The following is a 25609-nucleotide window of genomic DNA, read 5'->3' as shown; positions in this document are numbered from 1 at the left end:
AGAACTGAACAAGAATATTAAAATCAATTAATCACTATTTGAATTTTAAAAAAATATAAGTTCTATATTTTTATTTTTTGTTTTTGTTTTCAAAATAGTATAGATTTGGAAACAAAAACAAAAAATAAAAATATAGAACTTATATTTTTTTAAAATTCAAATAGTGATTAATTGATTTTAATATTCTTGTTCAGTTCTTTCAAAATACTCAATCCTTTAGTTTCAACACTAGAAATTTCTTCACAATCTTCGACATTATTTGCATTATTAAAAAAAATCTTTGCAATATCATCATTAATTTCAATATCCTTTATTTTTGAAATCGGAATTTTATAGCGTTTTCCTGTTTCTCGTTTCATATAAAAAAAAGCTGCTACGCCAATACCAATAAACCCAAAAGGAAGAAATCCATTTTTACTTCTAGCCATCATCAGCAAACCAATACAAACAATAATAACAAGAAAACTATAAATCTTAAATTGTTTAAGAGAATTTTGTCTAATAGATTTTGGCGATTTCTCAAGCAAATCATGAGTTTCTGACCAATTTCCAGAATTAGTTAAAAATAAATTCTCGTCGTTAATGTTTACAAAACCATTTGAGTATTTAAAGTATTTTTTCATTATTTAATCTAAATTCTCAATACTTTTATATGCATCAATTACTTTTTTAACCAATCGGTGTCTTACAATATCTTTATCATCTAGGTAAATAATTCCAATTCCTTCAACATCTTTCAATATCAATATGGCTTCTTTCAATCCAGAAATTGTTCTTCGAGGTAAATCAACTTGTCCTGGATCACCAGTAATGATAAATTTTGCGTTTTTTCCCATACGAGTCAAAAACATCTTCATTTGAGAATGTGTAGTATTTTGAGCTTCATCAAGTATTACAAAAGCATTATCCAAAGTTCTACCACGCATAAAAGCCAACGGTGCAATTTGAATAATTCCTTTTAAAATATAATCTTCTAGCGTTTGTGGTGGCAGCATATCTCGCAAAGCATCATACAATGGTTGCATGTATGGATCAAGTTTTTCTTTCATGTCACCAGGAAGAAAACCAAGATTTTCTCCAGCTTCAACCGCAGGACGTGTTAATACAATTCGTTTCACTTGTTTCTCTTTCAAAGCTTTTACTGCAAGTGCAACTCCAGTATATGTTTTTCCTGTTCCAGCCGGACCAACTGCAAAAACCATATCATTTTTATAAATAGATTCTACCATTTTTTGCTGATTTGGTGTCATCGCTTTTATAAGTTTACCACCAATGCCATGAACCAAAATCTTATCATGGTCTGGCATGCGCTGTTCTTCTTGCGAATTGCTATGAATTACTCTTTCAATAACATTAGAATCAATATTATTATATCGAGTAAAATGAAGCATCAATCTATTGAATCGATTTTCAAATTCGTCAAGTTCAGCTTTTTCTCCAAATGCCTTGAGCGTTGTGCCGCGAGCAACAATTTTAAGTTTTGGATAATACTTTTTAATTGTTTCAAGATGAGTGTCTTGTGCACCCCAAAATTCTTTTGGAGCGATGTCGTGTAATTCTATGATACGTTCGTTCAAATGGAAGGAGTTTTTTAATTAGTTTTTTGCTAAATATTATTAGCTTTGCAATCATTTCAAATTTAATGAAATTTAACAAGCCACTTGATTAAATTCATCATTTAGTTATAAACAATTTTATGTCAATAATAACCCTTACTACCGATTATGGATTAAAAGACCACTTTGTTGGTGCTTTAAAAGGGAAAATTCTATCGCAATATCAACAAGCTGTGATAGTTGACATATCTCACAATGTTGATCAATTTAATATTAGTGAAGCAAGTTATCTTATAAATTCTGCTTTTAATAGCTTTCCTAAAGGAACTGTGCATTTAATTGGTGTTGATATTAGTTTAACTAATAACAACCAACACATTGCTATTCAATGGAATGACCATTTTTTTATTTGTGCCGATAACGGAATTTTAAGCATGTTAATTCAAAAAATTAAACCTCAAAAAATAGTTTCAATTAATATTCACGACAGATTATTGCCAGAAGCAACAGATATGGATGTTTTTGTAAAAGTAGCTGTTCATTTGGCAAAAGGAGGATTACTAAACGTTATTGGAAAAGAAATTAAAGAAATTAAAGAAGTAACCGAATTGCAACCTGTAATAGCAACCAACTTAACTTCTATAAAAGGTTATGTAGTTTATATTGACCATTTTGGAAACGCAGTGACCAATATTTCTAGAAAATTATTTACCGATATTGCTAAAGGAAGACCATATGAAGTCAATTTTAAAAGCAGAAAAGTAAAAACTATATTTGCCAAATATTCTGATATTGAAACATCCGATAAACAATCATTAAGCGCAATTATGGGAAAATCATTAGCTATTTTTAATGAAGCAGGTTTTTTAGAAATTGGAATTTATAAAGGAAACCCTAAAGTAGGAACAGCATCATCACTATTGGGGTTGACTTATAGAGATTTTGTAATGATAAATTTTAATGATTAATTATTTAAACGCAACTTAATTATGAAAAAATATCCATGTAAGTTATCTTCAGGAGCAAACAACACTGTTATTGTTTTGAATAATGATGAAGTTGCTAAACTTTTTACTGGCGATACACGTTCTGATTTAGGTTCGGAAGCCGAAAAAATGAAGTTTGCAAATACTATAAATGATTTAGTCGTAAAATTTATACGCTTAGATAATAATGAAGATATTCAAGCCGAAATGTTGGTTATGGAACGTATTCATCCAATCGATTTTAGGGCTTATGAAGTTGAAAATAGAGAGTTATGGTTTGATGTGTTTTATGATGAAATAAAAGCATTACACAAGGCCGGATTTGTTCACAAAGATTTAAAATGGCCATCAGATATTCAAGGATTAGCATTTGATAATATTTTATTGACAGAAAAAGGTTTAAGATTGATTGATGTAGGAATTTCTGCCTTGAAAAGCCAAGTTGGTGATAAGTATTTGAAAAACAACTTGCATTTGAACTAGATGAAATAGAATTGTTTAAAGACTATTTTATGAACAGATAGTTGTTTTAATATCAATTATTAATTATAGATTTCTATAATTTCTTAAATCAGTTTTCCAAAATTAATTATAATATAGTAATTTAAAGTATGATAGTACGAATAGTAAAATTATCATTTCACCAAGAAAACATATCTGCATTTCTAGAAAATTTCGAACAAATGAAAGTCCTTATACGAAATGCGCCAGGAAATCGTTTACTAGAATTGTATCAAGATAAAAACAATAAAAACATTTTCTTTACCTATAGTTATTGGGAAAGAGAACAAGATTTAGAAAATTACAGACAATCAGCATTATTTGATGAAGTTTGGACCTTTACAAAGAAATTATTCAACAATAAACCCGAAGCTTGGAGTGTAGATAAATTAGTTTCTTTGGAATAAGAGAATAGAGAATAGACAAATAACTTAGTGACTTAGCGCCTTCGTGGCAAATAAAATATGAAATCAATTCTATTAAGAGAAATAAAATCCTTTTTTGGTACACCAATTGGATATTTAGTAATCGCAATTTTCTTATTTCTCAACGGATTATTCCTTTGGGTTTTTGAAGGCGATTTTAATATTTTAAACAGCGGTTTTGCCGATTTATCTCCGTTTTTTACAATTTCACCTTGGATATTAATTTTTCTAATTCCTGCAGTAACCATGCGTAGTTTCTCTGACGAAAAAAAGCAAGGAACCATTGAATTATTGATGACCAAACCAATATCTATTTGGGAAATCGTTGGCGGAAAGTTCTTCGGCGCTTTCATACTAATTGTAATTGCAATAATTCCAACATTTATATACGTTTACGTCATTAATAGTTTAGGAATACCAAAAGGAAATATCGATATGGGAAGCACAATGGGTTCTTACTTCGGTTTATTATTTCTAATTGCAGCTTATACTTCGATCGGAATTTTTACTTCAACATTATCCGAAAATCAAATTGTGGCTTTCATAACTTCGGTTTTTTTATGCTTTATTTTTTATTTTGCTTTTCAAGGAATTGCATCTCAATTTAAAGATTTTGAAGATATAATAGCTCGTTTCGGTATGGATTACCATTTTAAAAGCATGAGTCGAGGCGTTATAGATACTCGAGATGTATTATATTTTGTTAGTATTGCAACACTATTTTTATCAATGACTGTTTATAAACTAAAATCGCTAAAATCCTAATGAAAAATAAAAAGTCATACCTAAAAAAACTACTTACTATTATTGGATTTTTGATACTAATAAATTTTGTTGCACATTTCTTTTTCAAGCGTTTCGATTTAACTACAGACAATCGTTATACACTATCTCAAACCTCATTAAATATAATAAAAGAAGTAAAACAACCTTTATATGTTGATGTTTTTTTAGAAGGAAATTTTCCTGGAGAATTCAAAAAATTACAAACAGAAACCCAACAATTATTAGAAGAATATAAAGCCATAAACTCTAATATTGTATTTCAATTTGTAAATCCTTTAGAGAACGAAGATGAACGCGATGTAGTGATGCAATCCTTCTATGATAGAGGTTTAACTCCATTAAACGTTACACTAAACGAAAAAGGAAAACAAACTCAAGAAGTAGTTTTTCCATGGGCAGTTGTAACCTATGGAAATAAAAGTACCAAAGTTCCTTTACTCAAAAACATGATGGGCGCATCAACTGCCGAAAAAGTAGTTAGTTCCGTGCAACATCTAGAATATGCTTTTGCAAATGCTTTCAACACAGTATCTAAAACTCGTGAGAAAAAAGTAGCAATCATTAAAGGAAATGGTGAATTACATGAACTTCAAATTGCCGATTTTTTAAAGTCAGTTCGCGAAAATTATTACATCGGACCATTTACATTAGATTCTGTAGCCAAAAGCCCAGAAAAAACTTTAATTGCACTTAAAAAATATGATATAGCAATTATTGCCAAACCAACCGAAGCGTTTTCTGACCAAGAAAAACAAGTTCTTGACCAATATATTATCAATGGTGGCAAAACACTTTGGCTAGTAGATCAAGTCAATATGGAAATGGATAGTTTAATGAATAATGGGGTAAATTTAGCTTTTCCAAGAGATTTAAATTTAAACGATATGTTCTTCAAATATGGTGTTAGAATAAAACCCGATTTGGTCAAAGATTTAATGGCAACTCCAATATCACTTGCAACTGGCGAACAAGGAAGTGCAACTCAATATACTAAATTTGCTTGGTTTTATTCTCCAATGATTTATCCTGTTGATAATAACGATAAATCTAAAATTAACCCAATTGTTAGTAATCTAGACGGAATCAAATTTGAGTTTACAAACCCTATAGAAATACTCAATAACAATATTAAAAAAACTATTTTACTACAAAGTTCACCTTATTCTAAAGCAGTTGGAACACCAACCGAAGTAAACCTAAATATGGTTGAAGAACGACCAGACCAAAAAGAATTTACAGATAAAGGAAACCTTCCTGTTGCGGTTTTAATGGAAGGAAAATTTAATTCAGTATATCAAAATAGAGTTCTACCATTTAAAGATAATGACTTCTCTCCTATCGGAAAAGAAAATAAAATGATTATTATATCGGATGGTGATGTAGTAAAAAATCAAATTGATAAAAACTACCAACCATTAGAATTAGGATTTGATAAATGGACCAATAATTTATATGCAAACAAAGAATTTATGATGAATTGTTTGAATTATCTTCTTGATGATAACGGACTTATTAACATTAGAAGTAAAGAAATTGATTTACCAATTTTAGATAAAGAGAAAGTTTCTCAAAATTATACTTTTTCACAAATCATAACTGTCGGAGTTCCAATAATAATTTTATTGGTTTTCGGATTGGTCTTTACTTTCCTAAGAAAAAGAAAATATGCTAAGTAATGTTAATAAATTTCTTTTTAAAATCGACTTCTTTAAGATATATTTGTAAAAAATAAATAAAATTTACGGATGAATTGCTTCAAGAAAAGATGTTTTTTTGATTAGTAGTTTAAAAAGCATTACATCTTCCAATAAAAATAAATAAAAATTACAGATGAAATTTATTGTATCAAGTTCATATTTATTAAAACAACTACAAGTTCTAGGTAGTGTTATTAATAGTAGCAATACCTTACCAATTCTAGACAATTTTTTGTTTGAATTAGATAAAAAATCATTAACTGTTTCTTCTTCAGATTTAGAAACTACAATGTCGGCAACTCTAGAAATAGAATCTACAGATAAAGGAAGCGTTGCTGTGCCAGCCAAATTGTTATTAGATATTCTAAAAACATTTCCAGAGCAACCTTTAACATTTACTGTTGAAGAAAATAGTACTATAGAAATAAGTTCAAATTCTGGAAAATATGCAATTGCTTATGCTCCAGGAGAAGAATTTCCTAAATCTGTAAGTTTAGACAATCCATCAACAACATTAGTTCCAGCCGAAGTTTTAGCAACTGCAATAAGCAAAACTATATTTGCCGCAGGAAACGACGATTTACGTCCAGTAATGAGTGGTGTTTTCTTTCAGTTTTCGCCAGAAGGATTAATATTTGTTGCAACAGACGCACACAAATTAGTAAAATATGCAAGAACAGATGTAAAAGCATCCCAAGTTGCCGATTTTATTATGCCAAAAAAACCATTAAATATCCTTAAAAGTATTCTTGGAGCTTCTGATGCCGAAGTAAAAATTGATTACAATGATGCTAATGCAACTTTCTCTTTTGAAAATTATATTTTAACTTGTAGATTAATTGACGGAAAATATCCAAATTATGAAGCCGTTATACCAAAAGAAAATCCAAATAAATTGTTAATCGATAGATCACAATTCTTTAATTCTGTTCGTCGAGTAGCAATTTTTTCAAATAAAACCACACATCAAATTCGTTTGAAAATTGCTGGTGCCGAATTAAATATTTCTGCCGAAGATATAGATTACTCTAACAAAGCCGAAGAACGATTGACCTGTGATTATCAAGGAGATGATATGCAAATTGGTTTTAACTCACGTTTTTTATTAGAAATGTTAACCAACTTACAATCTGACGAAATTCAACTAGAAATGTCAATGCCAAACCGCGCGGGAATTCTAACTCCAGTTGATGGTCTTGACGAAGGCGAAACCGTTACAATGCTTGTAATGCCAGTGATGCTTAACAATTAGAATTACTAACCAAACTATAGTTGAAGAAATCGTCTTGTTGATAAAACTTGACGATTTTTTTATGCAAAATAGTATCTTTGCCAAATGATACACCAAGAAACCATTGTAGCTCTCGCAACACCATCTGGAGCTGGAGCAATTGCCATTATTAGAATGTCAGGAAATGAAGCAATAACTATTGCATCACAAGTTTTTCAATCGGTTTCTGGAAAAGATATAGCAACCCAAAAAACACATACCATTCATCTTGGAACAATAGTTGACGGAAGCAAAATCTATGACCAAGTCTTACTTTCTATTTTTAAAAATCCAAATTCATACACTGGCGAAAATGTAATAGAAATTTCATGTCACGGTTCAACTTTCATCCAACAACAAATTATTCAATTATTACTTCGAAAAGGTTGCCGAATGGCACAAGCAGGTGAATTTACTTTACGTTCTTTTCTTAACGGAAAATTAGATTTATCTCAAGCCGAAGCTGTTGCCGATTTAATTTCATCAGATAACGAAGCTTCACACCAAATTGCGATGCAACAAATGCGTGGCGGATTTAGTAATGAAATATCAAAATTACGTGAAGAATTATTAAATTTTGCATCTTTAATCGAACTAGAATTAGACTTTGCCGAAGAAGATGTTGCCTTTGCAGATAGAACACAATTCAATGATTTATTAAACCGAATAGAATTTGTTCTTAAACGATTAATAGACAGTTTTGCAGTTGGAAATGTAATAAAAAACGGAATTCCTGTTGCAATTGTTGGTGAACCAAATGTAGGAAAATCTACATTGTTAAACGCATTATTAAACGAAGAACGAGCAATAGTTTCAGAAATTGCAGGAACAACTCGCGATACTATTGAAGACGAATTAACTATTGGCGGAATTGGTTTTAGATTTATCGATACAGCAGGAATTCGTGAAACTAAAGATGTTATTGAAAGCATTGGAATTAAAAAAACATTTGAAAAAATTGAGCAAGCTCAAGTAGTTATTTACTTAATGGATAGTTTAATGTTTCAGGTTTCAGGTTCTGAATTCGTAGTAGAAATCGAAAAAATTAAAAACAAATATCCGCTTAAAGAAATTTTAATTGTTGCAAATAAAATTGACCAACTTAATGAGAAAGAACTTCAAAAACTACATAAAGAACTTGAAACTTTAAATTTGAAACAAATATTTCTAAGTGCCAAAAACAAAACCGGAATTGACGAACTTAAAAATCAGTTACTATCATTTGTAAATACTGGTGCTTTACGGAATAACGAAACAATCATCACAAACACAAGACATTACGATTCGTTATTAAAAGCATTGGAAGAAATCTCAAAAGTAAAATACGGAATCCAAACCAATTTACCTTCAGATTTAATGGCTATTGATATTAGACAAGCGTTGTATTACTTTGGTGAAATTACTGGCGAAGTTACTAATGATGAACTGTTAGGTAATATTTTTGCGAATTTTTGCATCGGAAAGTAATTCAGGCACTTACTTAATTAAATTTTTTATAAATTTGTATTAATAAAATTATTGTTATGCAAATAAAAATTGAAGCTATTCAAGTTGCAGAATCGTTTAATATTAAGAAATTTAGAACAGATTTTCTTGTCGAAGCTCATTCTGGTTCTACTTCAGAAATTTTTTATGAACTAGAAAATAATAAGTATTTATATATTTTTGATTACGGAGTTCTAGTATTTGCAAACTATAATATTGCTGATAAAAATGAATTTATCCAAATAGTAAATAATTATGCAATTGATCAAGTAAATTTAGATTTATCCGAAGAATATAGAATTGAAGTAGATGAAAAAAAATTAAAATCAATTGTAAAAAATAACTATGTTATTGTTTCTAAAATTGAACCCTCTGTATTACGAATTGTAATGCTAAATATTGGGCAATCTGTAGCACTAGAACATTATGAAGTATTAACAGATAAATTAATCACATCATCAAAAACCTATATTTTAGAACTTGAAAATAAAGGAAAAATTAGTATTTCAAAAATAAATTTACTTAAATACATTGGCAAAGTTTTAAATGTAAAAAACAGTATCGTAGATAATCTTTATATTCTTGATGATCCAAATTTGGTTTGGGATAATGAAGACCTTAATTTACTGAACAAACAACTTAAATCAAATTTTGATATAAATACACGTTTTAAAGATCTTGATTATCGGTTAAAAATTGTAGAAGAAAATTTAAAACTTTTTACAGATGTTTTAAATGTTCGTGAAAGTTCTCGTCTAGAATGGATAATAATAATATTAATTGTTATTGAAATTATTATTGCACTTAAATATCATTAATTATTGAAATTTTTACTCCACAACAATCTTTTTAACAAAACTCTTACCATCCGAAGTAATTCTAGCAAAGTAAATTCCAGCTTCTAAATCAACAGGAATTTCTTTTTCTCCAACAAATGTAGTCTCAAATACTTTTGAACCAATTGTATTAAAAATTTCTATTTTACCATCAGATTCTAATCCAGAAATGGTAATAAAATCCTTAGCAGGATTAGGATAAACCACTACTCTATCTTCATTAAAATTAGCATTTGATAAAGTTGAAAACCATGGCTGACCAACGTTTGTACCAAAAATATAATCGGCCAAATTAGGATAATCTATAAATGGATTTCTGTTTACTTGCCAAGTATAAATATAATTGTTGCGGTTCATTTCAAAATCATCTTTCGGATCAGTTACATTCCACTGTAGCAATAATGACAAATCTCCAATTTGTCCTACCGTTGTGTTTGCTGGATTTCCGTTTACAACACTCAAAGCATTGTATCTAACAGCCATGTAAAATAATGCTCTAGCAACATCTCCACGCCAACTTCCTTGTGTTGCTGCCGGACCAACATATTCTCCATAATCTTTATTGTTTCTAATACTATTTTCTGGACCATCTTCGGCACGAATATGATGTGCATCTGCATGACCAGCCAAAATATCATTGGCATCTGTTGGCAACCATACATTTATTCCATCGGCAATTCCTGAAGTTCCATCGGTAAATCCGCCACGAGATTGAGGATAAATATGCTCTCTATTCCACTTTCCAGTATTTATTCCTGTTTCTTGCAAATCTAATTTTGATCTTGGTTGCTCAACATACATTAACCAAACTTGATTACTATTTAATGGGTTTTGATCACATGCCTTTAAAATAGTTTCTATATCACCATAATTGTGTTCTCTAACCACACTTGGATTGGCAATAATATTTTGCAATGCTTGTTTTAATGCTGCACCAGAAAGTCCTTCTAAACTAGAATAATATCCTGATGGTGCTGTGCTAGAAACATTTCCGTAAGTTGGATTTAATGGTGTACCAAATGGTAATGTGTAAAAATCATTGTCTATAATTCTAATATTAATATTATCATTTAACCTATTAAAACCTGATGGAACAGATGTATATTTCACTTTTGCAACTTCATCTCCTTCATCAATAACATCATCGATTAAAGTAATTGTAGTTGTAAAACTATTTGTTCCTATCGGAATTGAAACCGCAACATTTCCTGTATAATCTGAAGTATTAAAACTTCCGCTTGAAAGTGAAATATTAAAATTGGTCGTTGAAGTTACATTTGTTTGTGAAGTAATTGATATATTAAAAGTTTGTCCTTCATTATATTGCAACGGATTTACAACAATTGACAATCCATTATAAACAATACCACTTCCATCATTATTTGCACCTGGAGTTGGAGTTTTAGTTTCATAAGTTCCATCATTCTTTCTTTGAATAGATTGTGTTGCTTGTAAACCATTGGCGTTTTCATCTATTTGAGAAACAACGCCAAGAAATGCCATCAATGCAGTTGCATCTGCATCGCCAGTGTCATAAACCAAAGCATCAATTAAATTAGTTGTTGTAGCTTGAGTTAAATTTGGAAAATCAGAAGAATTTCCTAGATATAACCCAACACCATCGGGACCATTTTGAAAAATATTATCTGGCAATAATTTTTCTGGAACAGGTGATACTAATGTATTTCCAATAACAAAAATTCCGTTTACATCAGTTGAATTACCATCTAAATCTATAACATAATAACTCATATTTGCTTGAGTACCAGTTCCATTAAATAAAACTAAAACATAACCATCAAGAGCAAAATTTGGAGTCGCCGATTTTAATTCTATAAACTCTCTATCGTCAGTACTTGGAGTATCACAATCAAGTTCATTAATAACAATTTGTGTATGTCCAATTAGACAATAAAAAAAAGAAAAAAGAAGAAAAATATTTTTAAACATTACAATTTTATTTAAGGGTCAAAGTTAAACATATTATTGTCATCATTCTAAAACATATCTTAAAATTGATTTGATTTTATTAAATTTTAAATACTTTTGCCAAAAATTTTTAATAAACATAAAATGAAAAAAATAGCATTTATTGCACTATTATCAACTTTATTATTTTCTTGTAGTAAAGTAAAAGATGGTGAATTTATTTTAGAAGGTGAAGCTAAAGGAATTGCAAACGGAAAAAAAGTGGTTTTGCACAAACAAGATGATTCTCTAGGCATGATTCCTATTGATACTACAAGTGTAAAAGATGGAAAATTTACTTTTAAAGGTAAAGTTAAAGAACCTTTTATGCACCTTATTCAAATTGAAGGAATCAATGTTGAAACATTTTATACAATTCTAGAAACTGGTGAAATAAAAATGGTTATTGATAAAGATTCTATTCAAAAAACTAGAATTAGCGGAACTTATAATAATGATGAAATGCAATCTTTTACTGATAAAAGAAATGAATTTCAAGCTACGATTAAAGAATTTGAATACAAAAACCAATCTAAATTGGCCATTGCTCAAAATGAAAATGACCAAAAAACGATAAAACAACTTCAAGCAGATTATGCTGTTTTACAAAAAAAGCTAAAAGATTATGTTGTAAAATATATTGAAGGAAATCCAAAATCATATATTTCTACATTACTAATAGGTAGTTTATTTGCAGAGTTTGAACCAGATTTACAATTAATAGAAAAATATTATAATGGTTTAGATGAAAGTTTGAAAAACAATACCGAAGGAAAAAAAATATTAAAAAAATTAAAAGAATTCAAGAAAGTTGATGTTGGAAAAAGAGCTCCAGATTTTTCTGCAAAATCTCCTGAAGGAAAAGTGATTTCGTTAAAAGAAACATTAGGAAAAGTTACAATCATAGATTTTTGGGCTTCTTGGTGTGCACCATGCAGACAAGAAAACCCAAATGTAGTTGCATTATATAATGAATTTCATGCTAAAGGTTTAAATATTATTGGAGTTTCATTGGATGAAGATGCAACAAAATGGACAGAAGCAATTGCAAAAGATGGATTAACTTGGACACACGTTTCAAATCTTAAAAAATGGAAAGATCCAATTGCAGTTCAATATGGCATAAATTCAATTCCAAAAACATTTGTTTTAAATAGTTTTGGAGTTGTAGTAGCTAAAGACTTATCTGGCAAAGAATTAAGAGCTAAAATTGAAGAATTGTTGGCTGCTAAATAATAATTTGATAACAGTTAAAAAAATCTCCAATCGGAGATTTTTTTGTTTTAATTTATTAATACATTTACAAAAAAAAGCAATGAAAAAAATAATATTAGTTGTAGTAACATCGTTTATACTTTTCTCTTTTTCAAAAATTATAATAAATGATTATTTAATTTCTGGAACAATAAATAATGTTGCGGATGGTAGCTTAATAACATTAGAAAAAATAGACGAAAACAATACTTTAATAATTGTAGATAGCACAAAGGTCATAGCAGGAAAATTCAGTTTTAAAGGAAAGGTTCTTGAACCAACAATTCATTTATTACAATTAAAAAATACCGAAGGCAAAATTGCATTTATTTTAGAAGAAGGCAAAATTGATGTTTTAGCTTACAAAGACAGTATTAGCAAAAGTAAAATTGGTGGCACCAAAAACAACGATTACCTTTCAGAGTTTAGTGGTAACATAAATAAAGTTCAAGTAAGATTGAAAAAATTTCAAGATTTGAATATGCAAAAAGTTACTGAAGCTCAAGCAATAAAAGACACTATTACAGTAAACAAATTGTTCAAAGAATACAATAAAATTCAAGAGGAAGCAGTTTTATATTCTAAGAATTATCCAGAGCAAAACCCAAAATCTTTTATATCATTATTAGTGCTTTTACAAGAAGTAAATAATCCAAAAGCTGATATTGAAAGAATTAAAAAAACCTTTGCCAAATTAGATAGTACTCTTAAAATCACAAAGCCAGGAAAGGAAATTCAAACAAAAATTAATAATTTCAAATCTATTTCTATAAATGATTTAGCACCAGATTTTTCAGCTCCAAATCCTGACGGAAAAGTAATTTCATTAAAAAAATCTTTAGGAAAAGTTACAATAATAGATTTTTGGGCATCTTGGTGTGGTCCATGCCGAAGAGAAAATCCTAGCGTTGTAGCTTTGTATAATGAATTTCACTCCAAAGGATTAAATATTGTTGGTGTTTCTCTAGACAAAACGCTGGTAGATTGGAAAAAAGCCATAGAAAAAGATGGAATTACTTGGACACAAGTTTCAAATTTAAAATTTTGGGAAGATCCAATTGCTAAACTTTATAAAGTTCAATCAATTCCTTCAACATATATATTAAATTCCGAAGGAAGAATTGTTGCAAAAGACTTAAGAGGCGATTTATTAAGAGCTAAAATTATTGAACTTTTAGCAAAATAATAAAAACCTTAACGAAGTATTTTTTTATTTAATTCATTACCAAAACATTAAACTTTATTCTAAAATTAAATTTTAAATAAGTTTGCAAACACCAAAAGTGTTTTTATATTTGCAACCGCATTAGCTTTTTGGAGAGATACTCAAGCGGCCAACGAGGGCAGACTGTAAATCTGCTGTGTGAACTTCGCAGGTTCGAATCCTGCTCTCTCCACAAATGATAATATTATTAAAAGAACGTACAATTAATCTTGTACGTTTTTTTTGTTTATATATTATGAAAGCTTTCTTCGCGAGTTTAACAAAGACAAATTTTGTAAACATATTTCTATATAAAATATTTTTTATACTTTTTTTATTTAAAACAATTAAAACAATACATTTGTACTCTTTTTTAATAATTATATATGAGCTCTCAAAGTCATCAAAATCTTCATAGCAAGCTATCTGCTGCTGGTCTTTTAATAACATTAGGTATAATTTACGGAGATATTGGAACATCGCCACTGTATGTAATGAAATCAATTATTGGTGGATATGCCATTTCTAGAGACATTGTTTTAGGCGGAATTTCATGTGTTTTTTGGACATTAACATTACAAACTACCTTAAAGTATGTAGTAATAACTTTAAGTGCCGATAATCATGGCGAAGGAGGAATTTTTGCTTTATATGCATTAGTAAAAAGAACAAAAGTTCAATGGCTCATTGTACCAGCAGTTATTGGCGGAAGCGCACTACTCGCTGATGGAATAATTACACCACCAATTTCTATTTCGGCTGCCGTTGAAGGTGTAAATAACTTTTATCCAATGACAACAAGAAACATACAAATAATTGTAATTTGTATTTTATTTGTATTGTTTTCAATACAACAATTTGGTTCTAAGCTTGTTGGAAAATTCTTTGCGCCTATAATGCTTGTATGGTTTTCAATGCTTGGGATTTTAGGAATAATTCAAATTTCAAATGATTTTTCAGTTTTTAATGCCATAAACCCATATTACGCCTACGAATTATTGATGATACATCCTGAAGGTTTCTTTGTTCTTGGTGCAGTTTTTTTATGTACCACTGGAGCAGAAGCATTATACTCTGACATGGGACATTGTGGAAGAAAAAACATTAGAATTAGTTGGATTTTTGTTAAAATAATGTTGCTTCTAAACTATTTTGGTCAAGGTGCATATTTAATAAGTCAAGAAGGAAAAACTTTATTAGAATTAGGTGGCGAAAACGGAAATCCTTTTTATTTAATGATGGAAACTTGGTTTCAACCAATTGGTGTTGTAATTGCAACTTTGGCTGCAATTATTGCTTCTCAAGCTTTAATAAGTGGTTCGTTTACATTGATAAATGAAGCAATGAGATTGAATTTTTGGCCTAAAGTAAAAATCAACTTTCCAACCGATTTAAAAGGTCAATTATACATACCTTCAACAAACTGGTTATTATTTTTTGGTTGTGTTGGTATAGTTTTATATTTTAAAGAATCAAGCGAAATGGAACATGCTTATGGTTTGGCAATTGTACTTTGCATGATCATGACAACTATTTTACTTAATTACTATCTAATAATGAAGCGTGTAAAATGGTATTTTATAGGTTCTCTAATATCAATTTATTTAGTAATTGAACTAAGTTTCTTAGCTGCAATTTTACCAAAATTCATTCATGGAGGTTTTGTTACATTAATTATTGCTGTTGTTCTTATTGCTATTATGGCAACTTGGTATATGGCTAAAAAAATAAGTCATAGCTATACTAAAATTGTAAAGATTGAAACATATAAAAAAGTTCTTGCCGAATTGAGTGTTGATTTATCAATTCCAAAATATGCAACTCATTTAATTTATATGACCAATTCTAATAGAGTAGATGAAATTGAGGAAAAAGTAATGTATTCTATTTTACAAAAAAGACCAAAACGTGCCGATATTTATTGGTTTATTCACGTAAATATTCTTAATGAACCTTATAAAAAAGAATATAAAGTATCAGAAATAATAAAAGATGACATTTATAGAATTGATTTTTATCTAGGTTTTAGAGAGCCAACAAAAATTAATTTAATGTTCAAAGAAGTAATTAAAGATATGGTGAAAAATGGTGAAGTTGATATTACAAGCCGTTATGAATCTTTAAATAAAAACAATATTATTGGTGATTTCAAATTTGTCCTTTCAGAGAAATTTTTATCAAATGATGGCGATTTAACTTTCTTTGAAAAAATTGTTTTAAACACCTACTTCATGATGAAAAAACTAAGTTTGTCTGAAGAAAAAGGTTTTGGATTAGACAGTAGTTCGGTTAAAGTAGAGCAATTTCCATTGGTACTTCATCCACCAGAAATTATTAACATGAAACGATTAGAAACTACTAGAAATAGTCATTAATCTTATCATTAGAAATTAAAAAGGTAAATTCTTTAAATTATTGTTTAATGAATTTACCTTTTTTTATTGAATTATTTGTGTCAATAATTTCATAAAAATAAACTCCAGAAGAATATTTTGAAGTATCAATATTTATTACTTCAGTAAAACTTTGTTCTAAAATTACTTTAGAATTTATATCAAAAATTTTAAGAAGATATTCTTTTTCAGAAAATCCCTTTATTGTAATAAAATCTCTTGAAGGATTTGGAAACAAAACAATCAAATCAATATCATTGTTTAATTCGACTGAATTTAAATTATTACATTGAATACAATTTTTCAAAAAAGTAATACTAGAATCTGTTGTAATTTGATTGTCAAAAACATTGCCTTGTGAACAATTAGCTTTTAATTGATAATCCAACCAAGGAATTAAATAACTGAAAATTTTGGCATGCTGTGCAGTTCTAGTAATTGTGGGAGTTGGCGAACAAGTTGATTCTCCAAAACTACACAAAGCATTACTATTTGCCATCTGACAATGACTTGCTCCAATTATACTAACATATGTCTTGCAAGAACTCACAAGAGAATTATACATTGACAATTGATTTGCACTTGGTGGTGAAACACAATCATTTGCTCCAGCAAAAATTAATGACGGAATATTTACAGTTCCTGCTGCTGCAATTGCAGATGGATTAGTTTCTGCTGAAGCAAAATTTACTATTGTTTTTATATTAGAATTCAATTGAACAGACAAAAACGAAGAACCGCCACCCATACTGTGTCCCATTACCGAATTCATAGAACTTACTCTATTATAAAAAATAGATGTTAATTGTGTACCTAAAAAATTCATCTGATTAATTACAAAAGCTAAATCTTTTCCATATTCTAAATGTGATGGAGAGAAAGAACCTTCTGTTTTTGGAAAAGCAATTATGTAACCATTTGGAACAAGTGCATTCCAAAAATTTTGATAAGCATCCCAAGTCATTACAAATCCATGTCCAAAAACTAAACTTGGAAACTGAATTGTATTTTGACTTGTTATTGCAACATTATCACCTGCAACATCTGCTGGATAATAAATCTCAGTTGCAATACTCCTATTACTTCTACTGGTATCAATAAAATTTACTGTTGTATGACCAATTTGATAAGTTTGAGAATTTGCCACTGAACATAAAAAAAGGCAAACAATAATAGAAAAAGTATAATGTTTCATGCTAATTAATATAATATAATTCAAATATAACAAAAAACTATTTAAATATTTTAACATCAATTAATTATAAACAAAATTAAAACTTCGTTAATGCAACATAAAAAAGCAATACCTTTGCACGCTGATTTTTTAAAACAATGAGATTACACCGAAATTTAGTTTACACTACAATCGATTCGCTAAATGCAATATTTAACGAAGGTGAATATGCAGATAAAGTAGTTGCAAGAGCACTAAAAAAAGACAAACGTTGGGGAAGTTCCGACAGAAAATTTGTTGCCGAAACCATATACGAAGTTGTTCGTTGGAAACGATTATATGCAGAAATTGCTGACGTTAAAGAACCATTTAATCGTGAAGATTTATGGAGAATGTTTGCAACTTGGGCAGTTTTACGCGGATATCCTATTCCAGATTGGAGACAACTTGAAGGAACTCCAGAAAGAAAAATAAAAGGAAAATTTGATGAGTTGTCAAAAATTAGAAAAATGCGCGAATCTATTCCAGATTGGATGGACGAACTTGGTGTAAAAGAACTTGGAGAAGCGCTTTGGACAAAAGAAATAGCAGCTCAAAACCAACAAGCCAAAGTTATTCTTAGAGTAAATACCTTAAAAACTACTAAAGAAAAACTTCGTGCAATTTTAATGGATTTAAACATTGAAACCGAATTTTTAAAAGAGCAACCTGATGCTTTGGTTTTGACAGAAAGAGCCAATGTTTTTCTTACAGATGCTTTTAAAGAAGGTTTTTTTGAAGTTCAAGATGCTTCATCTCAATTAGTTGCAAGATTTTTAGATGTTCAACCAGGAATGAGAGTTGTTGACACTTGTGCTGGTGCTGGCGGAAAAACATTGCACATGGCATCTTTAATGGAAAATAAAGGTCAATTAATTGCAATGGATTTGTATGAAAGTAAATTAAAACAATTAAAATTAAGAGCTAAAAGAAATGGAGCTTTTAATATTGAATATAGAATAATTAACACTACAAAAGTCATCAAAAAATTACATGAAAAAGCAGACAGAGTTCTTATTGATGCACCATGCAGCGGATTAGGTGTTTTAAAAAGAAATCCAGATGCTAAATGGAAATTGCAACCTGAATTTATTGATAATATTAAAAAAATACAAGCCGAAGTTTTAGAAAATTATTCTAAAATTGTAAAACCTGGCGGAAAATTAGTTTATGCAACATGCTCAGTTCTACCATCAGAAAATCAAGAGCAAATTAAACACTTCTTAACAACCGATATTGGAAAAAGCTTTACATTTGTAAAAGATTCTAAAGTATTAGCTTCCGAAAGTGGTTTTGATGGATTTTATATGGCTTTACTAGAAAGAAAATTATAAATTATTATGAAAAAAATTACATCTATACTATTATTATTAATTGCTACAATTTCTTTTGGACAAATTCCTGCTGGATATTACAATACTGCTACAGGAACTGGATACACACTAAAAACTCAATTGTTTAATATAATTAATGGTCACACAGACAGAGGTTATTCTGGTTTATACACAACTTATTTAACATCTGATAAAGATTTTTATTATGAAAATGATGGAACTTTATTAGACATGTATACTGAAAACCCAACTGGACCAGAATGTTCTTTCACTTATGGTACAAATCAAGACGATGGAACTGGAGGAACAGCCGAATGTCAAAAATACAATAGAGAACATTTAATTCCACAATCAGCATTTGGTTCTTTAACTCCAATGTATTCTGATGCACACTTTGTTGTACCATCAGATAAATATGTGAATGCTCAAAGAGGAGATTTGCCTTTTGGAAAAGTAAACGTAGCTAGTAATATTTATTCCAACGGAACTAAAAGAGGTCCAAATTTAAATTCAGGATATTCTGCAGGATATACAGGAACAGTTTTTGAACCCATCGATGAGTTTAAAGGTGATATTGCAAGAATGTTATTGTATTTTGCAACACGATATGAAGATTTAGTTACATCATTTACATTTACAATGTTTAATGGTACTTCTGACCAAGTTTTTACATTAACTGCTATAAATGTACTTTTAACTTGGCATAACAATGATCCAGTAAGTAATAGAGAAATTGCTAGAAACAATGCAATTGGAGTAAATGCACGACAAGGAAATAGAAATCCTTTTATTGATCATCCAGAATATGCAATGCAAATTTGGGGAAGTTTACTAAACTCTGAATCATTTGAAGCTATTGATAATGTTGTGGTTTATCCTAACCCAACAAATGAGCATAAAATTAATATTGAAAGTCCAGTTCAAATTGATGAAATTCAATTAATAAGCATCAACGGACAATTAATTATGGAAGTTAACAAACCAATTTTTAACAATAACTCTTATACTTTAGAAAATTTACCTCAAGGATTTTATTTCCTAAAACTAAATTCCCAAAGTCAATCTATTACCAAGAAAGTTATCATAAACTAATACTTAAACTTCCGATTTCGTCGGAAGTTTTTTTTTTTTAATACAACATCTTAACTTCTTTTATTCCAAAAACAACAATAGTATCATCTTCTAAAATAACTTGAAGTAATCCGTCATTGTTAACCTTTTGAATTATTCCCATAAATTGAATTTTATTTACATTTTCAAAAGCAGTTGGTACTCCAATCTTGAATAAATTAAAATGATAATCTTGCCATAAAACAGAAGTTTGTTTGGATAAAATTAAACCACAATTTTTCTTTATCTGAATAATAATTTTATGCATTAAATCATCTAAATCAAAATCTTTCTTCATAATAGTAGAAATTGAAGAAGCATTTGGCAGGTTTTCAAAATTTTTTTGATTTACATTAAAACCAATCCCAACAATAGATTCAATTGTATTATCAGATTTAATACTGTTTTCAATTAAAATTCCTGCAATTTTATTTTGTTCTGACATAATGTCGTTAGGCCATTTTATACTCAATTTAGGAACATCAATTTCATTTAAAACCTTAATTATTGCACATGAAATTGCAACATTCAAATGAAATATCTCAGTAATATCAACTAAAACATTCTTAATCAAAACACTCATTATTAAATTCTTACCTATTTCAGAACTCCAACTAGAACCCATTTGACCTCTACCTTTAGTTTGCTCTTGTGCAACTACAATAGTAAAATTTTCTAACGCTTCATTCTTAGATAAATCTTTCAAAAAATCATTTGTAGAATCTATGGCACTGAGTTTGATTATCTTCATTGGTAATTATTTTTGTAAAACAGTATTTAAACTTATGTTAAGCATCAAAAATAATGACAAAAAATGATACCTTTGCAAATTATATAAAATTTTAAATGGCAAAAAATACAACAAGTACCGATGTTTTATTAACAAGCATCATAAAAGGAATTGAAGAAGTTAAAGGAAATGATATTGAAATTCTAGATTTAAGAGCAATAGAAACAGCTGTTTGTGATTATTTTGTTATCTGTAATGGATCATCAAATACACAAGTTAATGCAATTGTAAACTCGGTACAAAAAATGGTTTCAAAAGAACTAAAAGACAAACCTTGGCATACAGAAGGTTCAGATAACGCAGAATGGGTTTTAATGGATTATGTAAATATTGTAGTGCACGTTTTTCAAAAAGAAATTCGCGAATACTACAATATTGAAGGTCTTTGGGGTGATGCCAAAATAACAACTTTAGAAAATAAATACTAAAAGCACAATAAAATAATGTCAGAAAACAAAAAACCAAGCGGATTAAAATTTAGTCCATGGTGGATTTCGGGTGGAATTATTCTAATGTTTATTGTTTTAAACATTTTAAATGGTTCTAGTTTGCAAGATCCATCAAAAATTACCACAGCTAAATTTAATGAATTATTAAATAATGGTCAAATTGATAAAGTTATAATTTTTAATAATGTTAAAGCAGAAGCATACTTAACTGCAAACGCATTAAAAGACAAAGTCAATAAAAAAATTGCTAAAGATGTTTTTGGAAACCCTAACAAAGGACCACATTATACTTTTGAAACAGGAAACAGTGAACTTTTTCAAAAAAAATTAGATACTGCTCTTGAGCAAAACAAAATTAAAAGTTACGATTTTCAACCAAAAAGTGAATGGATAGAAATTATTAGTTCTCTATTACCATTTATATTAATTATTGGTGTTTGGATTTTTATTATGCGAAAAATGTCTGGTGGTGCTGGTGGTGCTGGTGGCGGACAATTATTCAATATTGGGAAATCGAGAGCAAAACTTTTTGATGAAAAATCCGAAGTAAAAACTACATTTAAAGACGTTGCCGGACTTGAAGGTGCAAAAGAAGAAGTGCAAGAAATTGTAGAATTTCTAAAAAATCCTGAAAAATACACAGTACTTGGTGGTAAAATTCCTAAAGGTGCTTTACTAGTTGGTCCTCCAGGAACAGGAAAAACTTTACTTGCAAAAGCTGTTGCTGGCGAAGCTAAAGTTCCTTTCTTTTCATTGTCTGGTTCAGATTTTGTTGAAATGTTTGTTGGTGTTGGCGCATCTCGTGTTAGAGATTTATTTAAACAAGCCAAAGAAAAATCTCCAGCAATTATTTTTATAGATGAAATTGATGCTGTTGGTCGTGCAAGAGGAAAAAACAGCATGTCTGGCGGAAATGATGAACGCGAAAACACCCTAAACCAATTGCTAACAGAAATGGATGGTTTTGGTACAAATACTCATGTAATTGTAATTGCAGCAACCAACAGAGCTGATGTTTTAGATAAAGCGTTAATGCGTGCTGGTCGTTTTGATAGACAAATTTATGTAGACTTACCAGATATTAGAGAGCGAAAAGAAATTTTTGAAGTTCACTTGACTCCATTAAAAAAAGTTGAAGGTTTGGATACCGATTTTCTAGCCAAACAAACTCCTGGTTTTTCTGGTGCAGATATTGCAAATGTATGTAACGAAGCAGCACTAATTGCAGCAAGAAATAATAAAACTGCTGTAGACAAACAAGATTTTCTTGATGCCGTTGATAGAATCGTTGGCGGATTAGAAAAGAAAAATAAAATTGTAACACCAGCCGAAAAAAGAGCTATTGCAGTTCACGAAGCTGGACATGCGACAGTAAGCTGGATGTTAGAACACGCTGCACCACTTATTAAAGTTACAATCGTACCAAGAGGTCAAAGTCTTGGCGCTGCATGGTATTTACCAGAAGAAAGATTAATAGTTCGTCCAGACCAAATGCTAGATGAAATGTGTGCAACAATGGGCGGAAGAGCTGCCGAAAAAGTAGTTTTTGATACAATTTCTACAGGTGCATTATCCGATTTAGAAAAAGTAAACAAACAAGCTCGTGCTATGGTTACTATTTATGGTTTGAATGAAAAACTAGGTAATATTACTTATTATGATTCATCTGGACAAAATGAATATAATTTTAACAAACCCTATTCTGAAGAAACAGCAATAACAATTGATAAAGAAATTTCAATTTTAATAGAAGGCCAATATCAAAGAGCTATTGAAATATTAAAAGAAAATAAAGATAAATTGTTACAACTTGCTGACATACTTATAGAAAAAGAAGTCATATTTAAAGACGATTTAGAAACAATTTTCGGTAAAAGACCATATCATAAAGAAAATGAAGATTTAGCCGACTTAACGGTTTAAAAAATCAATTATAATATAAAGTATTAAAAATCTTAATTCAAAAAAGCAATTTGAATTAAGATTTTTTTATCTTTGAAGGTTTTCAAGTAATACAATACGAATACTATTATAAAATATGAGTCTTTTTAGAAAAATATTTGGTTCTGGCAATGATGCTTCCAAAGAGGAAAACCAAAGCGAATATAACGCTCCTAATCCTTCTTCACTTCCGGTGGATGAATTGTTTACTTTTAATTTTAAAAAAAATGGAGGTAAATTTATTTATTGTGAAAATATTTCAGAAGTTAAAGAACAATTTGAAAATATACTAGAAGAAAACGATTGGTTTGAAAGTGATGTTATGTGTTATGAACCAAAACTATTTAATTTATTAGAAGAAAATAAATTGAATTATAATAGTCAAAACAAACCTAAATTTTTATTTGCAAGTTGCGAAAATTTAATCGCAGATGAAGGTTCTATTTTATTTTCATCCAATCAAATTAAACAAAATAAACCAAATGAACTTCCAGATAATATTGTAATTCTAGCAACAACAAGTCAAATTTTAGAAACTAAAAGCGATGGCTTGCGTGTAATTAAGAAAAAATATGATAAAGATTATCCCACAAATATTACTACCATAAAATATTTTGAAAAAGTTCAAGATGAAGACTTCTTAACCTATGGTAGTAGTGCAAAAAACCTATATTTACTTCTCCTAGAAGATTTGTAAAATGAACGAAACTCTAACGAGATTACTTTCTGGTGTAGTTTATGTAGCACTTTTATTGTTGGCTACAACCTACTCTACCAATAGTTTTTTTATACTATTTGGAGTTTTCTTACTCATAACAATATATGAGTTTTGTGAATTAATCAACCTAGAAAAAATCCTTCCAATACTTCTTGGCGGATTGGCTTTTTATTTTGGAACGCAATATAAAACCAATAAAACTAACGATATTTTATTGTTAATTGCAAGTTTGTTTGTTAGCATCAAAGCTTTATTGCTTCTCTTTAATACTAAGAAAGAAAAAATAGATGGCATTTCTAAATATATTTATCTAATAGGTTACGTTATTATTCCGTTTCTACTTTTAATAAAAATACCTTTTGGAATAAAAGGATATAATCCGAAAATTATTATAAGTATTTTTATTCTAATTTGGACTAATGATACATTTGCTTATATTGTTGGGAAATCAATAGGAAAACACAAACTTTTAGAAAAAATATCACCTAAAAAAACAATTGAAGGATTCTTTGGTGGATTACTCTTTTGTGTACTTGCAAGTGTATTAATTTCAAAATATTATATTGGTGCTTCGGCAACTTATATTTGGATAATTATTGCGCTAATAGTTAGTGTTTTTGGCACTTTAGGCGATTTAATTGAATCTAAATTTAAAAGAATGGCTGGCGTAAAAGACAGCGGAAAAATAATGCCTGGTCATGGAGGCATTTTAGATCGACTAGATAGTGTTATATTTGTAGCACCATTTGTATTTTTATTTTATCAAATTTTATATTATGTTTCATAAAGAAGGCGCGAAAATTATTTTAATTTCAACATTAACTTTTGTAATTTTATTGTTGTTATCTCCGGTTTTAATTTCAAATTTTTGGATTTTAAAAACTGTTCAAATACTATTATTATTGTTATTGATAACCGTTTTACAATTTTTTAGAAATCCAAACAGACATTTAGAAGTTGATGATTACACAATTGTTGCTCCAGTTGATGGAAAAGTAGTAGTAATTGAAGAAGTGTTTGAACCAGAATATTTCAAAGATAAAAGAATTCAAGTGTCAATTTTTATGTCGCCAATAAATGTTCATGTTACAAGATATGCAACATCGGGAAAAGTGAAATATAGTAAATACCATCCAGGAAAATACCTTGTTGCTTGGCATCCAAAAGCAAGTACCGAAAACGAAAGAACAACGATAGTAATTGAAAATAGAATTTTTGGCGAAATTATGTACCGACAAATAGCTGGTGCATTGGCAAAAAGAATAATAAATTATGCCGAAGAAGGAATGCAAGTTCGTCAAGGTGATGATGCTGGATTTATAAAATTTGGCTCTAGAGTTGATATTTATTTTCCGTTAGGAACAACTATTAATGTTAAATTGAATCAAACTGCAATAGGAAATCGTACCATTATTGCAACTAAATAAATGCAAGAAAACGAAATAGATATTCGATTTGAAGATGCTGTAGAAAAAGCCAATGAAATGACTCAAGCATCGTTGCCCCAAGATGTGCAACTAAGATTGTATGCATTATACAAGCAAGCAACAATGGGAACAATCGATAGAAGAATATCACCAGAATATGATTTAAGAAATGCTTTTAAAATGAATGCATGGATGCAAATAAGTCATTTTTCTATTGAACAAGCTAAAGAAGAATATATAAATTTAATAAATTCTCTTGTTTAAAA

24 protein-coding genes and 1 tRNA gene are annotated in these 25609 nt (G+C 29.3%); 20 read left to right on the top strand and 5 right to left on the bottom strand.

Annotated features, from left to right (window positions below; translation table 11 throughout):
* Nucleotides 1-167 precede the first annotated feature (167 nt).
* Nucleotides 168-623 (bottom strand): hypothetical protein, encoded by a 456-nt coding sequence (locus ACH2BO_RS12305; RefSeq protein WP_395045027.1) that lies wholly within the window; start codon nt 621-623, stop codon nt 168-170.
* A 3-nt stretch (nt 624-626) separates the two neighbouring features.
* Complete coding sequence (locus ACH2BO_RS12300) at nt 627-1577, bottom strand: PhoH family protein (protein WP_395045026.1); 951 nt, start codon at nt 1575-1577, stop codon at nt 627-629.
* A 119-nt stretch (nt 1578-1696) separates the two neighbouring features.
* On the opposite strand from ACH2BO_RS12300, the gene ACH2BO_RS12295 reads away from it, so the two are divergent.
* From ACH2BO_RS12295 to ACH2BO_RS12260, 8 genes are all read left to right on the top strand, one after another.
* On the top strand, nt 1697-2524 hold the full coding sequence (locus ACH2BO_RS12295) for an S-adenosyl-l-methionine hydroxide adenosyltransferase family protein (RefSeq protein ID WP_395045025.1): 828 nt from the start codon (nt 1697-1699) through the stop codon (nt 2522-2524).
* Nucleotides 2525-2545: 21 nt separating this feature from the next.
* Complete coding sequence (locus ACH2BO_RS12290) at nt 2546-3025, top strand: hypothetical protein (RefSeq protein WP_395045024.1); 480 nt, start codon at nt 2546-2548, stop codon at nt 3023-3025.
* Between the two features lie 128 nt (nt 3026-3153).
* A complete protein-coding gene (locus tag ACH2BO_RS12285) occupies nt 3154-3450 on the top strand; it encodes a putative quinol monooxygenase (RefSeq protein ID WP_395045023.1) in 297 nt (98 codons plus the stop codon).
* Nucleotides 3451-3507: 57 nt separating this feature from the next.
* Nucleotides 3508-4233 carry a gliding motility-associated ABC transporter permease subunit GldF gene (gene gldF / locus ACH2BO_RS12280; protein WP_395045022.1) on the top strand — a complete coding sequence of 242 codons (726 nt, stop codon included), beginning with the start codon at nt 3508-3510 and terminating at the stop codon, nt 4231-4233.
* Nucleotides 4233-5930, top strand: a complete 1698-nt coding sequence (gene gldG / locus ACH2BO_RS12275) for a gliding motility-associated ABC transporter substrate-binding protein GldG (RefSeq protein WP_395045021.1) — start codon at nt 4233-4235, stop codon at nt 5928-5930. The genes gldF and gldG overlap by 1 nt, the downstream gene beginning before the upstream one ends.
* 154 nt (nt 5931-6084) lie before the next feature.
* On the top strand, nt 6085-7203 hold the full coding sequence (gene dnaN / locus ACH2BO_RS12270; RefSeq protein WP_395045020.1) for a DNA polymerase III subunit beta: 1119 nt from the start codon (nt 6085-6087) through the stop codon (nt 7201-7203).
* An 84-nt stretch (nt 7204-7287) separates the two neighbouring features.
* On the top strand, nt 7288-8688 hold the full coding sequence (mnmE, locus tag ACH2BO_RS12265) for a tRNA uridine-5-carboxymethylaminomethyl(34) synthesis GTPase MnmE (RefSeq protein WP_395045019.1): 1401 nt from the start codon (nt 7288-7290) through the stop codon (nt 8686-8688).
* Nucleotides 8689-8744: 56 nt separating this feature from the next.
* Nucleotides 8745-9524: an RMD1 family protein gene (locus ACH2BO_RS12260; protein WP_395045018.1), complete on the top strand. Its 780-nt coding sequence runs from the start codon at nt 8745-8747 to the stop codon at nt 9522-9524.
* A gap of 12 nt (nt 9525-9536) precedes the next feature.
* Here ACH2BO_RS12260 and ACH2BO_RS12255 read toward each other — a convergent pair whose 3' ends face one another.
* Nucleotides 9537-11492, bottom strand: coding sequence for an endonuclease (locus ACH2BO_RS12255; protein WP_395045017.1), 1956 nt, complete (start codon nt 11490-11492; stop codon nt 9537-9539).
* Between the two features lie 123 nt (nt 11493-11615).
* Between ACH2BO_RS12255 and ACH2BO_RS12250 the strand changes: the two genes are divergently transcribed.
* The 4 genes from ACH2BO_RS12250 (at nt 11616) to ACH2BO_RS12235 (ending at nt 16343) form a co-directional block, all read left to right on the top strand.
* Nucleotides 11616-12746, top strand: a complete 1131-nt coding sequence (locus ACH2BO_RS12250) for a redoxin domain-containing protein (RefSeq protein WP_395045016.1) — start codon at nt 11616-11618, stop codon at nt 12744-12746.
* A 79-nt stretch (nt 12747-12825) separates the two neighbouring features.
* Entirely contained in the window at nt 12826-13950 is a 1125-nt protein-coding gene (locus tag ACH2BO_RS12245; protein WP_395045015.1) for a redoxin domain-containing protein, read from the top strand.
* A gap of 130 nt (nt 13951-14080) precedes the next feature.
* Nucleotides 14081-14161, top strand: a tRNA-Tyr gene (locus tag ACH2BO_RS12240).
* A 193-nt stretch (nt 14162-14354) separates the two neighbouring features.
* Nucleotides 14355-16343, top strand: a complete 1989-nt coding sequence (locus tag ACH2BO_RS12235; RefSeq protein ID WP_395045014.1) for a KUP/HAK/KT family potassium transporter — start codon at nt 14355-14357, stop codon at nt 16341-16343.
* Nucleotides 16344-16380: 37 nt separating this feature from the next.
* Here the strand turns inward: ACH2BO_RS12235 and ACH2BO_RS12230 are convergent, their stop codons facing one another.
* The gene (locus ACH2BO_RS12230) at nt 16381-17556 is read right to left on the bottom strand and encodes a T9SS type A sorting domain-containing protein (RefSeq protein ID WP_395045013.1); all 1176 of its coding nucleotides are present in this window, start codon (nt 17554-17556) and stop codon (nt 16381-16383) included.
* A gap of 137 nt (nt 17557-17693) precedes the next feature.
* On the opposite strand from ACH2BO_RS12230, the gene ACH2BO_RS12225 reads away from it, so the two are divergent.
* Together ACH2BO_RS12225 and ACH2BO_RS12220 are read left to right on the top strand one after the other, a co-directional pair.
* Nucleotides 17694-18908, top strand: a complete 1215-nt coding sequence (locus ACH2BO_RS12225) for an RsmB/NOP family class I SAM-dependent RNA methyltransferase (protein ID WP_395045012.1) — start codon at nt 17694-17696, stop codon at nt 18906-18908.
* Between the two features lie 6 nt (nt 18909-18914).
* On the top strand, nt 18915-20000 hold the full coding sequence (locus tag ACH2BO_RS12220; protein WP_395045011.1) for an endonuclease: 1086 nt from the start codon (nt 18915-18917) through the stop codon (nt 19998-20000).
* A 37-nt stretch (nt 20001-20037) separates the two neighbouring features.
* On the opposite strand, the gene ACH2BO_RS12215 is transcribed toward ACH2BO_RS12220, so the two are convergent.
* Entirely contained in the window at nt 20038-20769 is a 732-nt protein-coding gene (locus ACH2BO_RS12215; protein WP_395045010.1) for a biotin--[acetyl-CoA-carboxylase] ligase, read from the bottom strand.
* A 95-nt stretch (nt 20770-20864) separates the two neighbouring features.
* Here ACH2BO_RS12215 and rsfS point away from each other — a divergent pair, with 95 nt between their 5' ends.
* The 6 genes from rsfS to ACH2BO_RS12185 all read left to right on the top strand — a co-directional run bounded on the left by rsfS (nt 20865) and on the right by ACH2BO_RS12185 (nt 25607).
* On the top strand, nt 20865-21236 hold the full coding sequence (gene rsfS, locus ACH2BO_RS12210; protein ID WP_395045009.1) for a ribosome silencing factor: 372 nt from the start codon (nt 20865-20867) through the stop codon (nt 21234-21236).
* A 15-nt stretch (nt 21237-21251) separates the two neighbouring features.
* A complete protein-coding gene (gene ftsH / locus ACH2BO_RS12205; protein ID WP_395045008.1) occupies nt 21252-23180 on the top strand; it encodes an ATP-dependent zinc metalloprotease FtsH in 1929 nt (642 codons plus the stop codon).
* 115 nt (nt 23181-23295) lie between these two features.
* Nucleotides 23296-23895, top strand: a complete 600-nt coding sequence (locus ACH2BO_RS12200; protein ID WP_395045007.1) for an LUD domain-containing protein — start codon at nt 23296-23298, stop codon at nt 23893-23895.
* A 1-nt stretch (nt 23896) separates the two neighbouring features.
* A complete protein-coding gene (locus ACH2BO_RS12195; RefSeq protein ID WP_395045006.1) occupies nt 23897-24703 on the top strand; it encodes a phosphatidate cytidylyltransferase in 807 nt (268 codons plus the stop codon).
* A complete protein-coding gene (locus ACH2BO_RS12190; protein ID WP_395045005.1) occupies nt 24693-25343 on the top strand; it encodes a phosphatidylserine decarboxylase family protein in 651 nt (216 codons plus the stop codon). Before ACH2BO_RS12195 ends, ACH2BO_RS12190 begins: the two co-directional genes overlap by 11 nt.
* Complete coding sequence (locus ACH2BO_RS12185; RefSeq protein WP_395045004.1) at nt 25344-25607, top strand: acyl-CoA-binding protein; 264 nt, start codon at nt 25344-25346, stop codon at nt 25605-25607.
* Nucleotides 25608-25609 lie beyond the last annotated feature (2 nt).

This window comes from Flavobacterium sp. (assembly GCF_043773265.1).
Taxonomy (GTDB): Bacteria; Bacteroidota; Bacteroidia; order Flavobacteriales; family Flavobacteriaceae; genus Flavobacterium.
Note: the sequence above shows the minus strand (reverse complement) of the source record. Positions and strands in the feature narration are given on the sequence as shown.